General features: G+C 64.4%; 19 protein-coding genes. 12 read left to right on the top strand and 7 right to left on the bottom strand.

Going from position 1 to position 17,951, the window contains the following annotated elements:
- Nucleotides 1-48: 48 nt before the first annotated feature.
- Nucleotides 49-519, top strand: a complete 471-nt coding sequence (locus HP546_RS05540) for a phosphate-starvation-inducible PsiE family protein (protein WP_172220830.1) — start codon at nt 49-51, stop codon at nt 517-519.
- A 3-nt stretch (nt 520-522) separates the two neighbouring features.
- On the opposite strand, the gene HP546_RS05535 is transcribed toward HP546_RS05540, so the two are convergent.
- Together HP546_RS05535 and HP546_RS05530 are read right to left on the bottom strand one after the other, a co-directional pair.
- Nucleotides 523-813, bottom strand: a complete 291-nt coding sequence (locus tag HP546_RS05535; protein WP_172220827.1) for a DUF3509 domain-containing protein — start codon at nt 811-813, stop codon at nt 523-525.
- A 123-nt stretch (nt 814-936) separates the two neighbouring features.
- Nucleotides 937-1,284, bottom strand: coding sequence for an HPF/RaiA family ribosome-associated protein (locus tag HP546_RS05530; RefSeq protein ID WP_172220824.1), 348 nt, complete (start codon nt 1,282-1,284; stop codon nt 937-939).
- 319 nt (nt 1,285-1,603) lie between these two features.
- On the opposite strand from HP546_RS05530, the gene HP546_RS05525 reads away from it, so the two are divergent.
- The 6 genes from HP546_RS05525 (at nt 1,604) to HP546_RS05500 (ending at nt 7,876) form a co-directional block, all read left to right on the top strand.
- Nucleotides 1,604-1,909, top strand: coding sequence for a DUF3649 domain-containing protein (locus HP546_RS05525; RefSeq protein ID WP_172220821.1), 306 nt, complete (start codon nt 1,604-1,606; stop codon nt 1,907-1,909).
- Nucleotides 1,906-3,483, top strand: a complete 1,578-nt coding sequence (locus HP546_RS05520) for a PepSY domain-containing protein (RefSeq protein WP_172220818.1) — start codon at nt 1,906-1,908, stop codon at nt 3,481-3,483. The genes HP546_RS05525 and HP546_RS05520 overlap by 4 nt, the downstream gene beginning before the upstream one ends.
- Nucleotides 3,483-3,809, top strand: coding sequence for a DUF3325 domain-containing protein (locus HP546_RS05515; protein ID WP_172220816.1), 327 nt, complete (start codon nt 3,483-3,485; stop codon nt 3,807-3,809). Before HP546_RS05520 ends, HP546_RS05515 begins: the two co-directional genes overlap by 1 nt.
- 4 nt (nt 3,810-3,813) lie before the next feature.
- Nucleotides 3,814-4,389, top strand: a complete 576-nt coding sequence (locus HP546_RS05510; RefSeq protein ID WP_172220814.1) for an RNA polymerase sigma factor — start codon at nt 3,814-3,816, stop codon at nt 4,387-4,389.
- A complete protein-coding gene (locus tag HP546_RS05505) occupies nt 4,386-5,369 on the top strand; it encodes a FecR family protein (RefSeq protein WP_172220811.1) in 984 nt (327 codons plus the stop codon). Before HP546_RS05510 ends, HP546_RS05505 begins: the two co-directional genes overlap by 4 nt.
- A 119-nt stretch (nt 5,370-5,488) precedes the next feature.
- On the top strand, nt 5,489-7,876 hold the full coding sequence (locus HP546_RS05500; protein WP_172220808.1) for a TonB-dependent siderophore receptor: 2,388 nt from the start codon (nt 5,489-5,491) through the stop codon (nt 7,874-7,876).
- A 29-nt stretch (nt 7,877-7,905) separates the two neighbouring features.
- On the opposite strand, the gene HP546_RS05495 is transcribed toward HP546_RS05500, so the two are convergent.
- Nucleotides 7,906-8,781: an AraC family transcriptional regulator gene (locus HP546_RS05495; protein WP_172220805.1), complete on the bottom strand. Its 876-nt coding sequence runs from the start codon at nt 8,779-8,781 to the stop codon at nt 7,906-7,908.
- Between the two features lie 275 nt (nt 8,782-9,056).
- On the opposite strand from HP546_RS05495, the gene HP546_RS05490 reads away from it, so the two are divergent.
- The gene (locus HP546_RS05490; RefSeq protein ID WP_172220802.1) at nt 9,057-9,959 is read left to right on the top strand and encodes a DMT family transporter; all 903 of its coding nucleotides are present in this window, start codon (nt 9,057-9,059) and stop codon (nt 9,957-9,959) included.
- A 72-nt stretch (nt 9,960-10,031) separates the two neighbouring features.
- Here the strand turns inward: HP546_RS05490 and HP546_RS05485 are convergent, their stop codons facing one another.
- Together HP546_RS05485 and HP546_RS05480 are read right to left on the bottom strand one after the other, a co-directional pair.
- Entirely contained in the window at nt 10,032-11,006 is a 975-nt protein-coding gene (locus tag HP546_RS05485) for a D-glycerate dehydrogenase (protein ID WP_172220800.1), read from the bottom strand.
- Nucleotides 11,007-11,183: 177 nt separating this feature from the next.
- Complete coding sequence (locus HP546_RS05480; RefSeq protein WP_172220797.1) at nt 11,184-12,131, bottom strand: LysR family transcriptional regulator; 948 nt, start codon at nt 12,129-12,131, stop codon at nt 11,184-11,186.
- A 190-nt stretch (nt 12,132-12,321) separates the two neighbouring features.
- On the opposite strand from HP546_RS05480, the gene HP546_RS05475 reads away from it, so the two are divergent.
- Genes HP546_RS05475 through HP546_RS05460 form a run of 4 tightly spaced genes read left to right on the top strand, consistent with a single transcriptional unit; the run spans nt 12,322 to nt 17,086 of the window.
- Nucleotides 12,322-13,851, top strand: coding sequence for an efflux transporter outer membrane subunit (locus HP546_RS05475; protein ID WP_172220794.1), 1,530 nt, complete (start codon nt 12,322-12,324; stop codon nt 13,849-13,851).
- Entirely contained in the window at nt 13,848-16,025 is a 2,178-nt protein-coding gene (locus HP546_RS05470; protein ID WP_172220791.1) for an FUSC family protein, read from the top strand. The genes HP546_RS05475 and HP546_RS05470 overlap by 4 nt, the downstream gene beginning before the upstream one ends.
- On the top strand, nt 16,015-16,215 hold the full coding sequence (locus HP546_RS05465; protein WP_008097766.1) for a DUF1656 domain-containing protein: 201 nt from the start codon (nt 16,015-16,017) through the stop codon (nt 16,213-16,215). Before HP546_RS05470 ends, HP546_RS05465 begins: the two co-directional genes overlap by 11 nt.
- A gap of 10 nt (nt 16,216-16,225) precedes the next feature.
- A complete protein-coding gene (locus HP546_RS05460) occupies nt 16,226-17,086 on the top strand; it encodes an HlyD family secretion protein (RefSeq protein ID WP_172220788.1) in 861 nt (286 codons plus the stop codon).
- Between the two features lie 6 nt (nt 17,087-17,092).
- Here HP546_RS05460 and HP546_RS05455 read toward each other — a convergent pair whose 3' ends face one another.
- Nucleotides 17,093-17,575: a type II toxin-antitoxin system YhaV family toxin gene (locus HP546_RS05455; protein ID WP_172220785.1), complete on the bottom strand. Its 483-nt coding sequence runs from the start codon at nt 17,573-17,575 to the stop codon at nt 17,093-17,095.
- Complete coding sequence (locus HP546_RS05450) at nt 17,572-17,898, bottom strand: type II toxin-antitoxin system PrlF family antitoxin (protein WP_172220782.1); 327 nt, start codon at nt 17,896-17,898, stop codon at nt 17,572-17,574. Before HP546_RS05450 ends, HP546_RS05455 begins: the two co-directional genes overlap by 4 nt.
- Nucleotides 17,899-17,951 lie beyond the last annotated feature (53 nt).

Below are 17,951 nucleotides of genomic sequence, written 5' to 3'. Positions count from 1 at the left end.
ACACCGCTGACGCATCATCCTTCAAGACGTATCGGGGAATGGAACATCGTGGACATCAAATGGGCAGAAAAGCTGCGCAAGGGCCTGCACGGTTCGGCAGACTCGCTGGGCAACCTGTGTGTCGAGGCCTTCCACTACCTGGCGCTGTTCGGCATTGGCGCGATCACGGCCTATGCGGCGGTGGTGACCTTTCTGGACATGCTCGGCAAAGGAGGAGTGAGCGTCGATGACATCCTGCTGCTGTTCATCTACCTGGAGCTGGGGGCAATGGTCGGTATCTACTTCAAGACCAACCACATGCCGATCCGCTTCCTGCTATATGTGGCGATCACCGCGCTGACCCGCCTGCTGATCGGCGATGTCTCGCACCACAAGGCGCCGGATGTGGGCCTGTTGTACGTGTGCGGCGGGATTCTGCTGCTGGCGTTCGCGATCCTGGTAGTGCGCTACGCCTCGTACCGCTACCCCTCGACCAAGGTGCTGGATGCCCACGGCAAGGAAGTGGAGGAGGGCAAGTAGCCCTCAGTTGGCGATGAAATGGCGCGGCTCATGACCCGCATCGCGGGTCAGCGCGGCCAGCACCTGCATGGGGTTCTGGCCCAGTTCGATGGCCAGGCCCAGGCGGATGCTGTCGATGACCCGTTGCAGGCGCACCGGGTCGTTGCGCTGGGCCTGGGTGATGAGGCGCTTGGCGACCACCCCGGCGTCGTCGGACAGCGTCAGCATGATGCTGCCGTCGAGGTCTGCGATGCTCAGGTTGACCCGGTATTCGGGGGCGAAGGCGGCACTGATGCGGGCAAATGGATTGATCATGGTCTTGCTTCTGCAGTGAATGACTGCAGGGGTTGACCGGGAAAATTGCCTATTGGTTCAGCACCTTTGATCGGTACCAATGAAAACGCCCGGCACATGGCCGGGCGTTTTCTGCAACGTTGATCAGGCGTCTGGGTCGCTCAGTTCGAGGACGCCGCGCTTGCTGCGCAGCTTGCCGTAGAAGTGTTCCAGTGCGTGATTCAGCTTGGTCGCGGCACCATCCACCGCCTGGTCCAGCGAGGTGGCGGTATGGGTCACGGAAATCGGTTGGTGGCCTTTGGGGCGAGCCTCCATCTGGCAGCGTTTGTCATGCGGTCCGGGCTTGACGCCGTTCTCGTCGCGCAGGTGCACCTCGATGCGGGTGAGGTCGTCTTCGTAACGTTCCAGCGAGTTCTGCAGCGTGCTGCGGACCCACTGGTCGAGCCGGGCGTTGCCTTCGAAATGGTTGCTGCTGTTGACCTGGATTTGCATGATTCAATCCTTATTCAGCTTGCTCGCATGGAGGCGCGTCCAGGCCCTTGAGACCCTTGGAATTTCTGCGCCTCTTGACTCTAAGGTCAGGCAACCGTGCAACGATTTCAACCCCTTGGTGAAAATAAATTTCTTGTTGCAAATGGGCCGTACAGCCGCGCCATCCAATCGGTCATGGCCCTATTCATTCGGTCAGAACGCCAGCGGGTTCTGCACATACAAGGTTCGTGGCTCAGCCACCTACTGCCCGTCATGGGGCTTTGCTTATGAGAATTGAAATCATTATTATTGCACCCCCGAAAACGTCTGGACTCTCGCCATGACGCGCAAAACCGCTGGCCTGTCGCTCAGCTATCGCCTGGCCGTGACCTCCCGCAGCCTGGCCGCATTGCTGGGCGGCTACCTGCTGGCGTCCATGGCCAGCGCCTGCATTGCCCTGGTGGCGCCGCTGCCAACGGTCGATGCCACGCTCACCGGGCTGCTGCTGTCGTTCGTCTTCTACGTGCTGGCGTTCATCTGGTGCTTCGCCTGCCGCAGCGCCTGGCGTGCCTGGCTGGGGGTACTGGCGCCAAGCCTGCTGCTGGGGATGATCAGCGGCGTCGCCTACTGGATGAAAAACCCATGAAAGAAGGCTTCCGCCAGGCCATGGCCTGGCTGCACACCTGGACCGGCCTGATCTTCGGCTGGCTGTTGTTCGCCATCTTCCTCACCGGCACGCTGTCGTATTTCAAGGAAGAAATCACCCACTGGGCACAGCCCGAGGTGCGCAGCCATGCACTGGACCCGACACGCAGCCTGGAGGTGGCCCAGCGGTACCTGCAGGACAACGCCGGGCATTCGGCCAGCTGGTTCATCCGCATGCCCAACGCACGCGAGGCGGCCTTGAGCGTGGGGTACCGCGACCCCAACGGCGGGCCGCGCGGCTTCGCCCGCAAAACCCTCGATACCCAGACCGGCCAGCCGGTGGAGGCACGCGACAGCCGGGGTGGCGAGTTCTTCTACCGCTTTCATTTCCAGCTGCAGATGCCGTACCCGTTCGGCCGTTGGCTGTCGACCTTCTGCGCCTTCATCATGCTGTTGGGGCTGGTCACCGGCATCATCACCCACAAGAAGATCTTCAAGGAATTCTTCACCTTCCGCCCCGGAAAGGGCCAGCGCTCCTGGCTGGACGGGCACAACGCCATTGGCGTGCTGGTGCTGCCGTTCCACCTGATGATCAGCTACAGCAGCCTGGTGCTGTTCATGTACATGGTCATGCCGGCGGGCATCATGGCCAGTTATGGCAACAACACCGACAAGTATTTCAACGACCTGTTCGGCCGCAACGACGCGCCCAAGGCCGCCCAGCTGGCCACGCCCCTGGTAGCGCTGCCCAGCCTGTACGCCAAGGTGCAGGAACTGCAGCCGGGCGCGCGTATCGGCAATATCCAGGTGCAGAACCCGGGCGACAGCAATGCCCGCGTCACCTTTACCCAGTCCGCTGCCGACCACGTGGCCTACCGGCGCAGCGCCAACTGGACCTTCGATGGCGCCAGTGGCGCCTTGTTGAGCCAGGGCAAGCCGGAGAGCGGGGCGATGATGACCGCCTTCAGTTTCGCCGGCCTGCACATGGGCAACTTCGCCGGGCCCTGGCTGCGCTGGCTGTACTTCTTCTTCGGCGTGGCGGGCACCGCGGTGATCGGCACCGGGCTGGTGATGTGGCTGGGCAAGCGGCAGCTCAAGCATGCCAAAGGCGCACACGTGCCGGGCGAGCTGCGCCTGGTCGAGGTGCTCAATATCGCCAGCATGAGCGGCCTGCTGCTGGCCGTGGCGGGGTTCTTCTGGGCCAACCGGCTGATCCCGATGGGCGTCGACGGTCGCGCCGACTGGGAGGTAAATGCCTTCTTCATCGGCTGGGGCCTGTCACTGGTGCATGCCGTGCTGCGCAGCGGGCGCCGGGCCTGGGCTGAGCAATTGGCGCTGGGCGCGCTGGCCTTTGCCTTGCTGCCGCTGCTCAACGGCCTGACTACCGAGCGCGGCCTGAACCACTCGCTGCAGGCGGGGGACTGGGCCATGGCCGGCTTCGACCTGACGGCACTGGGCACTGGCCTGTTCCTGGCCTGGCTGGCCGGCAAGATGCTGCGCAGCCCCAGATCTTCGGCCAAGCGGGCCCCGCGTGCGGCCAAGACGCCGGGCACTGAAACAGCGGAGGCGAGCTGATGCTGGGTAACGCATTGATCGCCTTCGCAGGGTTCGTCGCCCTGTGCCTGGCCATGGAAAAGCACTTCAACGACCTGCTCGGGCGCAAGCCACGCCCCGGCCAGCTGCGCCTGTTGCGCGTTGCCGGTTGGCTGCTGCTGATGCTGTCGCTGATCCTCAGCGTGCAGCTGCGCGGCTGGGGCCATGGCCTGGTGGAGTGGACGGCGGTGATCATGGCCGGTGCGACCCTGTGGGTGTTTGGCCTGCCCTACCAGCCGCGCCTGCTGCTGGGGCTGGCCGCGGCCAGCGTGGTGCTGGGCCCGCTGCTGGCCGTGTTTGCCGTGTGACCCGATGAGCGAGCAGCGCGATAGCAACGAGGCGGGCGCCGACAGCGCCGGCGGGCGGGCCCGCTTCGTCCAGGTGTTCCAGGCCCAGCGCGCACGCATGGAGGCGATGGTCAGCCGCCGGGTGGGTTGTCGGGCCACGGCATCGGACCTGGTCCAGGAGCTGTTCCTGCGCTTCTGGCGCCGCCCGGAGCTCAAGGTCGAGGCGCTGGACACCTACCTGCTGCGTTGCGCTGGCAACCTGGCCATCGACCACCTGCGCAGCGAGGGCAGCCGCGAACGCGTGGCCGAAGCCGCCTGGTCGATGGATGAAGCGAGCATGGCCCGGGCGCCGGAGCAGGCCGTGGCAGTCGATCACGACCTGCAGCGCATCGAGGCCGCCTTGCGCGCTTTGCCCGAACGCACCCGGCAGATATTCCTGCTGAACCGCATCCATGGCTGCAAGTACGGCGAGATCGCCAACGCCATGCAGCTGTCCCGGAGCGCCGTGGAAAAGCATATGATGCGCGCCCTCGAAGCGTGCAAGGCGAGTATTGCCGAGCCCGCGTCCACCCCACGCCGGCCAGGGAGCGCCCGTCGATGAGCCGTTTACCCCCGATCACCGAGGCGCAATCCCAGGCTGCCCTGCAGTGGCTGAGGCGTATCAACGAGCAGCCCGGGCAAGCCGAAGGGGCGGCGTTCAAGCGCTGGTTGCTGGCCGACCCTGGCCACCGTGCCGCCTATGCCCAAGCCCAGGCGCTGTGGCAGAAAAGCGCTGCCCCGGCAGCGCGTCTGGCCGAGGAAGAGCATGAAAGCCTGCAACGCTACCTGGACGCCATGGCAACACCGCCGGCCATGGGCCGCTGGTGGCAGCGGGGCGCAGCGCTGGCAATGGCGGCCTGCCTGGTGATGGCAGTGGGTGTCGCCGGTGGCTGGCACCCGGGGTACTGGCTACAGGACCTGCAGGCCGACTACAGCAGTACCGGGCAAATCCGCCAGGTGACTTTGGCAGACCAGTCGCAGGTGACGCTGGATGCGGGCAGCGCGATTGCGGTCGATTTCGTGAAGGGGGAGCGCCGTGTGCGCTTGCTGCACGGTGCCGCATTCTTCCAGGTCACGCATACTGGCGAGCCTTTTCTGGTGGAGGCTGCCGGTGGCGAAGTCCGGGTGCTCGGTACGCAATTCGAGGTACGTGAGCAGGGCGAGGGTGCCCAGGTCACCGTGCGCAGCGGGCGCGTGGCGGTTAGCCCGGCACAGGGCGCCGCAGCGCGTGAGCTGACGGCCAACCAACAAGTGGCCTACGCCGCAGGTCGGGCGGGCGCCCCCCTGGCAGTGGACAGCGACAACCGCCTGGCCTGGCGCCAGGGCTGGCTGAATTACTATCAGGCCCCGCTTGCGCAGGTGATTGAAGAGCTGGGGCGCTATCACCCAGGGCGCATCCTGTTGCTCAACGAAGAACTGGGGCAGCGCAAGGTCAGCGGCAGTTTCCCGGTGGCCGAGCCGCTGCAAGCGCTGGATTCGCTGGGCAAGGTAATGGGTTTTTCGCAGCAGACAGTGCTGGGGCGGTTGACCCTGATCCGCTAGTCGCCTGCACCAACAAAAAATATTTTCAGGCAGCGGGTGAGGTAACAGGACGTGGCATCCGTGTAATGAGTGGAAGTGCGATTCATTCGCAGTAATATCCCTCTCACAGGTCAGCGTCCATGAAGTTCACCCCGTGTTGCGTTCCCCTCTGGCTCGGCCTTGCTGCGTTCCCGGCCATGGCTGTCGCGCCCCTGGCCTGCGCCGCCGAGCAGCAGGTATTCGCCTTCGCCCAGCCGGCGCAGCCCTTGTCCCAGGCACTCAACGCGTTCAGCCGCACGACTGGCCAGAGCGTTGTCTACACCCTGGAATTGCCAGGCGTGCAAGCGCCGGCCCTGCATGGCAGTTACCCAGCCGAGCAGGCGCTGCAACTGCTGCTCGGCAGCTCCGGCCTGGCCTGGCGCCGTATCGACGGGCGCACCCTGACCCTGGAAGCGCTGGACACCTCGGGCGCTCTCAACCTGCAGGCCACCACCGTAACCTCGCAGCTGGACAGCTTCAGCTACCAGCCCCCGGCCAGTGCCTCGATCATGCGCGGGCAGGGGCCGAACCAGGACATCCCCCAGGCAATCAACGTGGTGCCGGCCCAGGTCATTCGCGACCAGGCCCCGCGCAACCTCGATGACGCCCTGGCCAACGTCAGCGGTATCACCCAGGGCAACAATTTTGGTGGCACCTCGGACACGGTGATGAAGCGCGGCTTTGGCGATAACCGTGACGGTTCGATCATGCGCGATGGCATGCCCATCGTGCAGGGTCGTAGCCTGAACGCCAGCACCGAGCGGGTCGAAGTGCTCAAGGGCCCGGCCTCGCTGCTGTACGGCATCCAGGACCCGGGTGGGGTGATCAACGTGGTCAGCAAGCGCCCGCAGCTTGAACAGTACAACGCCCTGACCGTGCGCGGCTCGACTTACGGCAGTGGCAAGAACGGCAGCGGCGGTGGGCTCGACAGCACCGGCGCGCTGGGCGACAGCAACTTTGCCTACCGCCTGATCGTCGACCACGAAGACGAGGATTACTGGCGCAACTACGGCGTGCACCGCGAGTCGCTGCTGGCACCCTCGCTGGCCTGGCTGGGCGAAGACACGCAAGTGGTGCTGGCCTACGAGCACCGCGAATTCCTCTACCCGTTCGACCGCGGCACGGCGTTCGGCAGCAACGGCCACCCGCTCGACATCCCGGCTACGCGGCGCCTGGACGAGCCGTTCAACGACATGGAAGGGCGCTCCGATCTGTACCGGCTGGAAGTCGACCACCAGCTGGCGGATGACTGGAAGCTGCATTTTGGCTACAGCTTCAACCGCGAGACTTACGACGCAAGCCAGGTGCGGGTGACCGCGGTGAATGAAGCCAAGGGCACCTTGAGCCGCAGCATCGACGGCACCCATAACGCCATGAGTCGCGACCAGTTCGCTACCTTGAGCCTGAACGGCAACGTCGAACTGGCAGGCCTGCAGAATGACCTGTCGTTCGGCATCGATCATGAAGACCGCAAGGTCTTCCGTGGCGATCTGATCCGCCAGACTGCGCAGTCCACCTTCAGCTACACCAACCCGGTATACGGCCAGGAAGTGGAGGGCACCAGCGTGCGTGCCAGTGACAGCGACCAGACCGACAAGCTGCGTACCGATGCGCTGTTCCTGCAGGATTCACTGCACCTCGACGAGCACTGGATCCTGGTCGCCGGTGCCCGCTTCCAGCAGTTTGACCAGTATGCCGGCCGGGGGCGCCCGTTCACGGCCAACACCGACAACAGTGGTCAGGCCTGGGTGCCGCATGCGGGGGTGGTGTACAAGGTCGACGAGCAGTTGTCGTTTTATGGCAGCTACAGCGAATCGTTCAAGCCCAACTCCAGCATTGCGCCGTTGACCGGGGGCGTGGTGCTGGATTCCTCCGTCGCGCCGGAGGAGGGCAAGGCGTGGGAAATCGGGGCCAAGCTGGATATCCCCGGCAGCCTCACCGGGACATTGGCACTGTTTGATATCACCAAGCGCAACGTGCTGGTGGCCAATTTCGATACGGGCACCGGTGAAACGGTCTACAGCAACGCGGGTGAAGTCAGCTCACGGGGGGTCGAGCTTGACCTCAGTGGCCAGCTCAGCGACCGCTGGAGCCTGATCGGCAGCTATGCCTTCACTGACGCCAAGGTGACCAAGGACCCGGCCCTGCAAGGCAACCGCCTGCAGAACGTGGCCAGGCACAGCGGTTCGCTGTCGGCGGTGTACGACTGGGGCCAACTGTTTGGCGGCGACCGGCTGCGGGTAGGGGCAGGGGCGCGCTATGTAGGTGAACGTAGCGGCAACTCGACCAACACCTTCGACTTGCCGTCCTGTACCGTGGCCGATGCCTTTGCCAGCTACGAGACCCGGTTCGACGAGCACAAGGTGTTGTTGCAGCTGAACGTGAAGAACCTGTTCGACAAGGTTTACTACAGCTCGGCGGTGAACCAGTACTTTGTGGCTATCGGCGATGCGCGACAGGTCAGCTTGTCCAGCACCTTCGAGTTCTGAGCCGGCCCGTACGGCCTGCAGGGGGCGCTTTAGCCGCGAATGGCCGCACGATATTCACCCGGTGTTGCAGCGAAAGCCTGGCGGAACCGGTTGCTGAAATGGCTGGCGCTGGCAAACCCGCACATCAGGGCGATCTCGCCCAATGGCATCACCCCCAGGCGCAGCAACTGGCACGCCTGGTGCAACCGCCGCGCGAGCAGGTACTGGTGCGGCGGCAGCCCGAAACTGCTGCGGAACATGCGCGCAAAGTGGTATTCGGACAGGTTGCAGCGCAAAGCCAGTTCGCCGAGCGTGATGGGCTGGTCCAGGTGCGCTTCGATGTAGTCGACCAACTGCCGGCGCAGGTTCGGCGCCAGGCCGCCTTTCAACCGCAGGCCATGGCGCAGCCCGACCTGGCTGAGCAGCGCATGGTCGACGATTGCGTGCGCCAGGCTGCTGGCCAGCAAGCGCTCGCCAGGCTCGTCCCAGGCCAGTCCGATCAACTGGCGAAAGCGTACGGCCTGTTGCGGGTCGTCGAGAAAGGTCGCTTCCTGCAACTGCAGTTCGCGTGGCTCGCGGTCGAGCAGGCGCACGCAGCCCAGGGCGAACTGCGCCTCGCTGACGTACAGGTGCGCCAGGCGAATGCCGCCGTTCACCACCCAGTTCGACTCATGGCCGGCCGGCATGATGCACAGCTTGCCCGGTGCGCCCTTGTCGGCCGGGCGCTGGCGGCGGAAGGTGCCGGTGCCGTCGGCGATGTAGCACGACAGGGTGTGATGGCTTGGCGCCTGATAGTCGCGGGCATCATCGCGGTTGCTCCACAACGCCGCCGCCAGCCCGTCGCCCAGGTGCGCGCTCAACTCCAGGCAGGCGTGGGGCGAGGCTTGCATGGCGGTGAACACTTGCAGTTGGGTGAGTGGGGTCATGGGCGGGCTCCTCTTGCCAGCCATCGTACTGCGGCTTGGGCCGGCTTACAGCCATCGGCGGGACAAATGCGCAAGTTTGTGCAAGCGCTGGGGGCTCGCCGGGGGAACACTGGAATGCCGCCGCGAGTGCTGCGCCCTCGATCGCCGGCAAGCCAGCTCCCACAGGGACAGCGCCCGGCTTGAGCTTGATGCTGTCCCTGTGGGAGCTGGCTCGCCGGCGATGGGCCGCACAGCGGCCCCGGGATGTCTGGTCGTTCGCTTTAGGAGCCCCACCGATGAACCTGTCGCTCTACCTGCTCACCGTACTGATCTGGGGCACCACCTGGATCGCCCTGAAACTGCAACTGGGCGTGGTCGCCATCCCGGTCTCGATCGTCTACCGCTTTGCCTTGGCCGGCCTGATCCTGTTCGCCTTGCTGCTGCTCACCCGCCGCCTGCAGCCGATGAACCGTCGTGGCCATCTCATCTGCCTGGTCCAGGGCCTGTGCCTGTTCTGTGTCAACTTCATGTGCTTTCTCACCGCCAGCCAATGGATCGCCAGCGGCCTGATCGCCGTGGTGTTCTCCACTGCCACCCTGTGGAACGCGCTGAACGCGCGGGTGTTCTTCGGCCAGAAGATCGCCAGCAATGTGCTCGGCGGCGGCGCCCTGGGGCTGCTTGGCCTGGGCTTGCTGTTCTGGCCGGAGCTGGCCCACCACGCGGCCAGCCGCGAGACCTTGTATGGCCTTGGCCTGGCGTTGCTCGGCACGCTGTGCTTTTCAGCGGGCAACCTGCTTTCGAGTATGCAGCAGAAGGCCGGGCTCAAGCCGATGACCACCAATGCCTGGGGCATGGTCTATGGCGCGACGATGCTGGCCGTGTATTGCGTTGTCAGCGGCGTGCCTTTCACCATGGAATGGAACACGCGCTATATCGGCTCGTTGATGTACCTGGTGATACCGGGGTCGGTGATCGGCTTCACCGCCTACCTGACCCTGGTTGGCCGCATGGGGCCGGAACGGGCGGCTTATTGCACGGTGCTGTTCCCGCTGGTGGCGTTGAATGTGTCGGCGGTGGTCGAGGGGTACCAGTGGACGCCGCCAGCGTTGCTTGGGCTGGTGGCGGTGATGGCGGGGAATGTGCTGGTGTTTCGCAAGTCCAAGGCCAGGGTGGCTGAGCCTGTCGTGATGGCTAAATAGGTGGTGCATTGCCTGCACCGGCCTCTTCGCGGGCATGCCCGCGAAGCGGCCGGTGCAGGCAGTAGCGAACTATCAGTCCTTCCACACCTGCGGGTTCACCAGGTCCCGCGGGCGTTCACCCAGCAGCGCCGCACGCAGGTTGTCCATCGCCCGGTTGGCCATGGCCTCGCGGGTTTCGGCTGTGGCCGAACCGATATGCGGCAAGGTCAGCGCATTGGGCAGCTTGAACAATGGCGAATCGCTCAACGGCTCTTTTTCGTACACATCCAGGCCGGCCCCGCGAAGGGTACCGTTCTGCAACGCTTCGATCAGTGCCGCCTCGTCCACCACCGGCCCACGGGCGATGTTAATCAGGAAGGCGCTTGGCTTCATCAGCTTCAGCTCGCGGGTGCTGATCAGCTTGCGGGTGGCATCGGACAGCGGCACCACGATGCACACGAAGTCCGCTTCGGCCAGCAACTGCTCAAGGCTGCGGAACTGCGCGCCCAGCTCTTGCTCCAGCGCGGGCTTGCGGCTGTTGCCGCTGTACAGGATCGGCATGTTGAAACCGAAGCGGCCACGGCGCGCCAGCGCTGCGCCGATATTGCCCATGCCGACGATACCCAGGGTCTTGCCATGCACATCGCTGCCGAAGTGGGCCGGGCCCACCGTGGCCTGCCAGTTGCCGGCCTTGGTCCAGGCATCCAGCTCGGCGGTGCGGCGGGCGCAACCCATGATCAGCGAGAAGCCCAGGTCGGCCGTGCTCTCGGTCAGCACGTCGGGGGTGTTGGTCAGGGCGATGCCGCGTTCGTTGAAGTAGTCCAGGTCGTAGTTGTCGTAGCCGACCGAAACGCTGGACACCACCTCGAGCCTGGCCGCACCTTCGAGTTGCGCGCGGCCGAGCTTGCGGCCAACCCCGATCAGGCCGTGAGCCTCGGGCAGGGCTTCGTTGAACTGGGCATTGATGTCGCCGAGCTTGGGGTTCGGCAGGATCACGTTGAAGTCTTGCTGCAGGCGCTCGGCCATGGCCGGGGTGATACGGCTGAAGGCCAGGACGGTTTTTTTCATCGGGCAACTTCTCTGCAAGGCGGGGGCAATGGTGGCTTCTTCGCGGGTGAACCCGCTCCCACAGGTACAGTGCAGCCCTCAGGCATGGTCGATCCCTGTGGGAGCGGGTTTACCCGCGAAGAGGCCGGCGATGGTTAGCAACCTACCATTGTCCACCACCGCAATGCAGCATGTTTCTTAGTTGGCAATCTGCACCTGGTGAGTTTTCAGGTCTGCCTCATGCGCCGCCAGAATCTCTGGCAGTGAATTGCGCAGGTACTCGACCCAGGTCTTGATCTTGGCGTCCAGGTACTGGCGCGATGGGTAGATGGCATACAGGTTCAGTTCCTGCAGCCGGTATTCGGGCAGTACCCGCACCAGGCTGCCGTCACGCAACCCTTCGATGGCTGAGTAGATCGGCAGCACACCTACGCCCATGCCACTGCGGATCGCGGTTTTCATGGCGTCGGCGGTGTTGACCATGAACGGCGAGCTGGTGATGTTGACCATTTCCTGGCCTTCCGGGCCGTCGAACAGCCATTTTTCCAGCGGGATCACCGGGCTGACCATGCGCAGGCAGGCGTGCTTGAGCAGGTCGACAGGCTTTTGCGCCACGCCGTGGCGGGCGATGTAGCCGGGCGAGGCGCAGACGATGCTGTAGGTGATGCCCAGGCGCTGCGATACGAACCCCGAATCGGGCAGTTCGGTGGCCAGCACGATGGACACGTCATAACCCTCGTCGAGCAGGTCCGGCACGCGGTTGGCCATGGTCAGGTCGAAGGTCACGTCGGGGTGCGATTCGCGGTAGCGGGCGATGGCGTCGACCACGAAGTGCTGGCCGACCCCGGTCATCGAGTGCACCTTCAACTGCCCGGCCGGGCGCGCATGGGCGTCGCTGGCTTCGGCCTCGGCTTCTTCCACGTAGGTAAGAATCTGTTCGCAACGCATCAGGTAGCGCTTGCCGGCTTCGGTCAGCGCAATGCGCCGGGTGGTACGGTTGAGCAGCCTGGTTTGCAGATGGGCTTCCAGGTTGGAGACCGCCCGCGACACGTTCGCGGTGGTCGTGTCCAGTTGCGCGGCAGCGGCAGTGAAGCTGCCGAGCTGGGCGACGCAACTGAAAGCACGCATGTTTTGCAGGGTGTCCATGGGTCACTCTCGATATAGAGGACAAAAGTGTGTCACGAAGTAACGTCGAAGTTATGAAAAGTTGTCTTCGACCAAAGGCGGATTATCGCTGTTTTGGTAACAAAGATTCGCAGGAATCTGCGCTTATCGCCAGTGCTGCCGCCCCCTAGAATTGCCCGGCCCCTCTTCACTTCCTCGGGAAATCGCAGCTGTGCCGCGTCGCATCATCAGAACGCTCAACGCGTTCAGTGCCTGTGCCCTTGCCCTCACCTTGAGCGGCTGTATCGGAACCTGGGGCATTGCCCCGCAAAGCAAGACGCTGCAAGCCAATACCCTGACCCCTGATGCGGCCATGCGTGAAGCCGCAACCGACGCCCACTGGCCCGACCAGCAGTGGTGGCACGCCTATGGCGACCCACAGCTGGACCGCTGGATTGCCTTGGCCGTAGCCGGCAGCCCAAGCCTGGCCATGGCTGCGGCGCGGGTGCGCGAAGCCAAGGCCATGGCCGGCGTGGTCGAGTCGGCGGAGCAGCTCCAGGCCAACGGCCAGGCCACGCTCAAGCGCCATAACTGGCCGGAAGACCAGTTCTACGGCCCTGGCGCGTTGTCGGGCGCCAACACCTGGGACAACAATGCCGCCATCGGCTTCAGCTACGCCCTCGACCTCTGGGGCCGTGAGCGCAATGCCAGCGAGCAGGCCGTGGACCAGGCGCACATGAGCGTAGCCGAAGCCCGCCAGGCGCAGCTGGAACTGCAGAACAACGTGGTACGGGCCTATATCCAGCTGAGCCTGCACTTTGCCCAGCGCGATATCGTCAAGGCCGAGCTTGCGCAGCAGGAGCAGATCCTGGCCCTGGCCAAGCGCCGCCTGGATGCCGGCATCGGCACCCACTTCGAGGTCAGCCAGGCCGAAGCGCCGCTGCCGGAAACCCACCGCCAGCTCGACAGCCTCAACGAAGAAATCGCGCTCACCCGTAACCAGCTGGCCGCCCTGGCCGGCAAGGGCCCAGGGCAGGGCGCGCAGCTACAGCGCCCGAGCCTGACCCTGGCTGCGCCGCTGAAGCTGCCCTCGAACCTGCCTGCCGAACTGGTTGGTCAGCGCCCCGACGTGGTCGCCAGCCGCTGGCAGGTGGCTGCCCAGGCGCGTGGCATCGACGTCGCCCACGCCGGCTTCTTCCCTAATGTCGACCTGGTCGGCAGCCTGGGCTTCATGGCCACCGGCGGCGGCCCGCTGGAGTTCCTGACCGGGCGCAAGTTCAACTACAACGTCGGCCCGGCCATCAGCCTGCCGGTGTTCGATGGTGGCCGTCTGCGTTCGCAGTTGGGCGTGGCATCGGCTGGCTACGACGTGGCCGTGGCGCGCTACAACCAGACCGTGGTCGGTGCGCTGAAGAACATCTCTGACCAGCTGATCCGCCGCGAGTCGATGCAAGAGCAGTCGCACTTCGCCGCCGAGTCCGTCGCCGCCGCGCAGAAAACCTACGACATCGCCATGGTTGCCTTCCAGCGTGGCCTTACCGATTACCTCAATGTGCTCAACGCGCAGACCTTGCTGTTCCGTCAGCAGCAGATACAGCAGCAGGTGCAGGCCGCCCGCCTGATCGCCCATGCCGAGCTGGTGACCGCGCTGGGCGGTGGCCTGCAGGCCGGCCAGGACGTACCTGATGAAGACCGCCAGGCGGCGCCGAAAACCCCGGCCAGCCTGGCCATTTTCGACAAGCAGCCGGACAACGCCGAATGAGCACTTCCAGCCTGCCCGTGCGCTGGCTGCACAGCCTGGAGTGGCGCCGGGGTTTCTTTGCCTGGGCGCGCACCGACGGTGTTACCTGGGTTTACATCTTCAAGGTCCTGGCGGCGGCGTTCATCACCCTGTGGCTGGCCATGCGCCTGGAGCTGCCGCAACCGCGCACGGCGATGATCACCGTGTTCATCGTCATGCAGCCGCAAAGCGGCCACGTGTTCGCCAAGAGCTTTTACCGGGTGCTCGGCACCTTGGCCGGCTCGGCGATGATGGTGGCACTGATTGCCATCTTCCCGCAGAACACCGAGCTGTTCCTGCCCAGCCTGGCACTGTGGGTGGGCTTGTGCTCGGCCGGTGCCATGCGCTACCGCACATTCCGTGCCTATGGGTTTGTGCTGGCGGGCTACACGGCGGCGATGATCGGCCTGCCGGTTCTGCAGCACCCCGACCAGGCGTTCATGGCTGCGGTGTGGCGGGTGCTGGAAATTGCCCTGGGCATTCTCGTATCGACCTTCGTCAGCGCCGCGATCCTGCCGCAGTCGGCCAGTGCCGCCATGCGCAACGCCCTGTACCAGCGCTTTGGGGTGTTCGCCGGGGTGGTGGTCGAGGCCTTGCGCGGTGACAGCCAGCGCGATCGTTTCGAAACCAGCAACGTGCGCTTCGTCGCCGAGGCCGTGGGCCTTGAAAGCCTGCGCAACGTCACCGCCTTCGAAGACCCGCACATGCGCCGCCGCAGTGGCCGCCTGGTGCGCATGAACAGCGAGTTCATGGCCATCACCACGCGTTTCAATGCCCTGCATCGCTTGCTGGAGCGCCTGCGCAACCGTGGCCCGCTGCAGATCGTGAGCGCCATCGAGCCGGGCCTGAACACCCTGGTAGAACTGCTGCAGCCGTACGTGGGCCGGGCGCTGACCGACGCCGACGCGCTGCGCCTGACCCTGGAGCTGGCCGCCTACAAGGAAGGCCTGCAAGCCCAGGTGCGTGGCCTGCGCGCCGAGTACCTGGCGACCGCGCCCAGCGATGCCGACCTGCTCGACTTCCACACCGCGTTCGAGCTGCTGTACCGCTTCGTCGACGAGATGTACAGCTACGCCGAAACCCATGCCTCGCTGGCCGCGCACAGACACCAGCGCGAGCAGTGGGACGAGCCCTACGTGGCCCAGACCAGCTGGCTGGTATCGCTTGCTGCAGGCGTGCGCGCTTCGGCAGTGCTGTTGCTGCTGGGCAGTTACTGGCTGCTCAGTGACTGGCCCAGCGGCGCGATGATGACCCTGATCGCCACGGTCACCGTGGGCCTGTCGGCGGCTTCGCCGAACCCCAAGCGCATGTCGTTCCAGATGGCCTGCGGCACGGCCATCGGCGCCTTCGTCGGCTTCTTCGAAACCTTCTTCGTGTTCCCCTGGATCGACGGTTTCCCGCTGCTGTGCATGGTGCTGGCGCCGGTGTTCGTGCTGGGCGCGTTTCTTTCCTCGCGGCCGGCCTATGCCGGCTACGGCATCGGCCTGCTGGTGTTCTTCGCCATCGGCTCGGTGCCGAACAACCTCACCGTGTATGACCCGTACACCTTCATCAACGACTACATCGGCATGGTCATCGGCATGTTCGTCTGCGCCGCCGCCGGGGCAATCATCCTGCCGCCCAACAGCCGTTGGCTGTGGAGCCGCCTGGAGCAGGAACTGCGCGAGCAAGTGCTGTTTGCCATCAGCGGCCGCCTGCGCGGCTTGGGCTCGGCCTTTGAAAGCCGCACCCGCGACCTGCTGCACCAGGCCTACGGCCTGGCGGCCGGCAAGCCGCAGGTGCAAAGCCAGTTGATGGGCTGGATGTTCACCGTGCTGGAAATCGGCCACGCCATCATCGAGCTGCGCAAAGAGCAGGCCCGCGCGCCGGTGCACCCGGCCTACGCCGAGTCGCAGCCCTGGCGCCAGGCCATTCGCGTCATGGGCCGCGCCCTGGCCCGGCTGTTCCTGCAGCCCAGCGCCAGCAACCACGAACGTGCCCTGGTGGCGGTGGACCACGCCATCGCCCGGGTACAGGCGACCGACGAGCCCTTTGCCCGGCACTTCGACACTTCGGTGCTGCGCCGTGCGCAAAGCTACCTGCACTTCATCCGTTCTTCCCTGCTCGACCCACAGTCGCCACTGGCACCGGCGAAAGGACTGCAAGATGCCCCGTGAGATCGCCTTCCATGGCGTGTACATGCCCACCATGACCTTGATGTTCCTGTTTGCCCTGGGCCTGGCCTGGGGCCTGGACCGGTTCATCGCCAGCCATGATGGCTACCGCTTCTTCTGGCACCCGGCGCTGCTGCGCCTGAGCCTGTTCGTCTGCCTGTTCGGCGCCCTGGCGCTGTCGCTCTACTGGTGAGAATCCTTCGATGAAAAAGTTCTTCAGCCTGATCGCCACCCTGCTGGTGCTGACCGCTGCCGTGGTGATCGGTCGCCAGTTGTGGCTGCACTACATGACCACGCCGTGGACCCGTGACGGCCGCGTGCGCGCCGACATCATCAACGTTGCCGCCGACGTGCCCGGGTATGTGGTGGACGTGCCGGTCAAGGACAACCAGCGGGTGAAAAAAGGCGACCTGCTGATCCAGATCGACCCCGAGCACTACCAGTTGGCGGTTGACCAGGCCAAGGCGCTGGTCGCCTCGCGCAAGGCCACCTGGGACATGCGCAAGGTCAACGCCAAGCGCCGAGCCGACATGGACAACCTGGTGATCTCCCGGGAAAACCGCGACGACGCCAGCAACATCGCCAACTCGGCTCAAGCCGATTACCAGCAAGCCCTGGCCGAGCTGGCGGCGGCCCAGCTGAACCTCAAGCGCACGCATATCGTCGCCACGGTGGACGGCTACGTGACCAACCTGAATATCCACAGAGGCGACTACGCGCGCACCGGTGAAGCGGTGATGGCGGTGGTCGATGAAAACTCGTTCTGGGTGTACGGCTTCTTCGAGGAGACCAAGCTGCCGCACGTGAAGGTGGGTGACCCGGCCGAATTGCAGATGATGAGCGGCGAGCGCATCAAGGGGCATGTGGAGAGCATCGCCCGTGGCATCTACGACCGCGACAACCCCCAGAGCCGCGAGCTGATTGCCGACGTCAACCCGACGTTCAACTGGGTGCGGTTGGCGCAGCGGGTGCCGGTGCGTATCCACATCGATGAAGTGCCGGAAGGTTTTTTGCTGGCGGCGGGGACGACGTGTACGGTGGTGGTGAAACCGAGCGAGGGGTGAATTCTGCTATTCGGGCCTGACATGCACAGACCCGCACTCTCGCAGCAATTGATCCCAGTCATCTGGTGGATGGCCAGTTAGCAGCATCTTCTGAAAGACTTTGTAAGCGTCATCGCTGCTGTCGTAGGCCCGCTTGCTCGATTCATCATTGACCCAAGCCAGCACGATGATCCGACTGGCGGTGTGATAGCGAAAGAACAAGCGGTATTGCTGGAAGAACTTCGCTCTGAACCAGTGCTTGTGGTCACCGCCCAACGGTGCGCCCTGCCTGTACTCAACTTTGGTCGGGTCCTGGGGGATCACATCGAATGCCAAGCGTTTGATTGCCGCCAGCCGCTTATAAGCATTCTTCTTGGCGTAACCAGCTGGGTCTTTCTGCATCTGAGCCTGAACCTGGGCGCTCAGCGCGTCCAGCTTGGCCAGGAACAGTGGGTGGGCAAATACAGTCCATCCATGAATAACAAAAGGCTTCCTGTTCGCATCACTCATTCATCATCCGCCGACAGAGGTTGATCAAGGTCGACCTCCGCGTCGCCGACAAGCTTGTCGAGACGAGCGATGAGGCCTGCATCGACAACCTGCAGCCGTTGAGGATTGGTAGCGATGTCGTGCGCCAGGAAATCCAGGAACTGGCCCAGCACCGGATCGTCCTCGGTTGCCTCTGCGCGGGTGAGTATCACCCCACCGTCAGGGCGAATCGAGTAATGGATCTTGTCACGCTTTTTCAAACCCAGGGCGCGCCGTACGGTTTCGGGAACGGTGGTTTGGTAGCGATCAGTCAGCGTGGACTCGACTTCGAAGGTGGTAGCCATGGGCACTGTCCTTTGTGTTGCAGCAGTACTCCAAGGTAATGCGATTGCATTAC

Origin of the sequence: Pseudomonas sp. CM25 (assembly GCF_013179705.1) — a bacterium.
Lineage (GTDB): Bacteria > Pseudomonadota > Gammaproteobacteria > Pseudomonadales > Pseudomonadaceae > Aquipseudomonas.
Note: the sequence above shows the minus strand (reverse complement) of the source record. Positions and strands in the feature narration are given on the sequence as shown.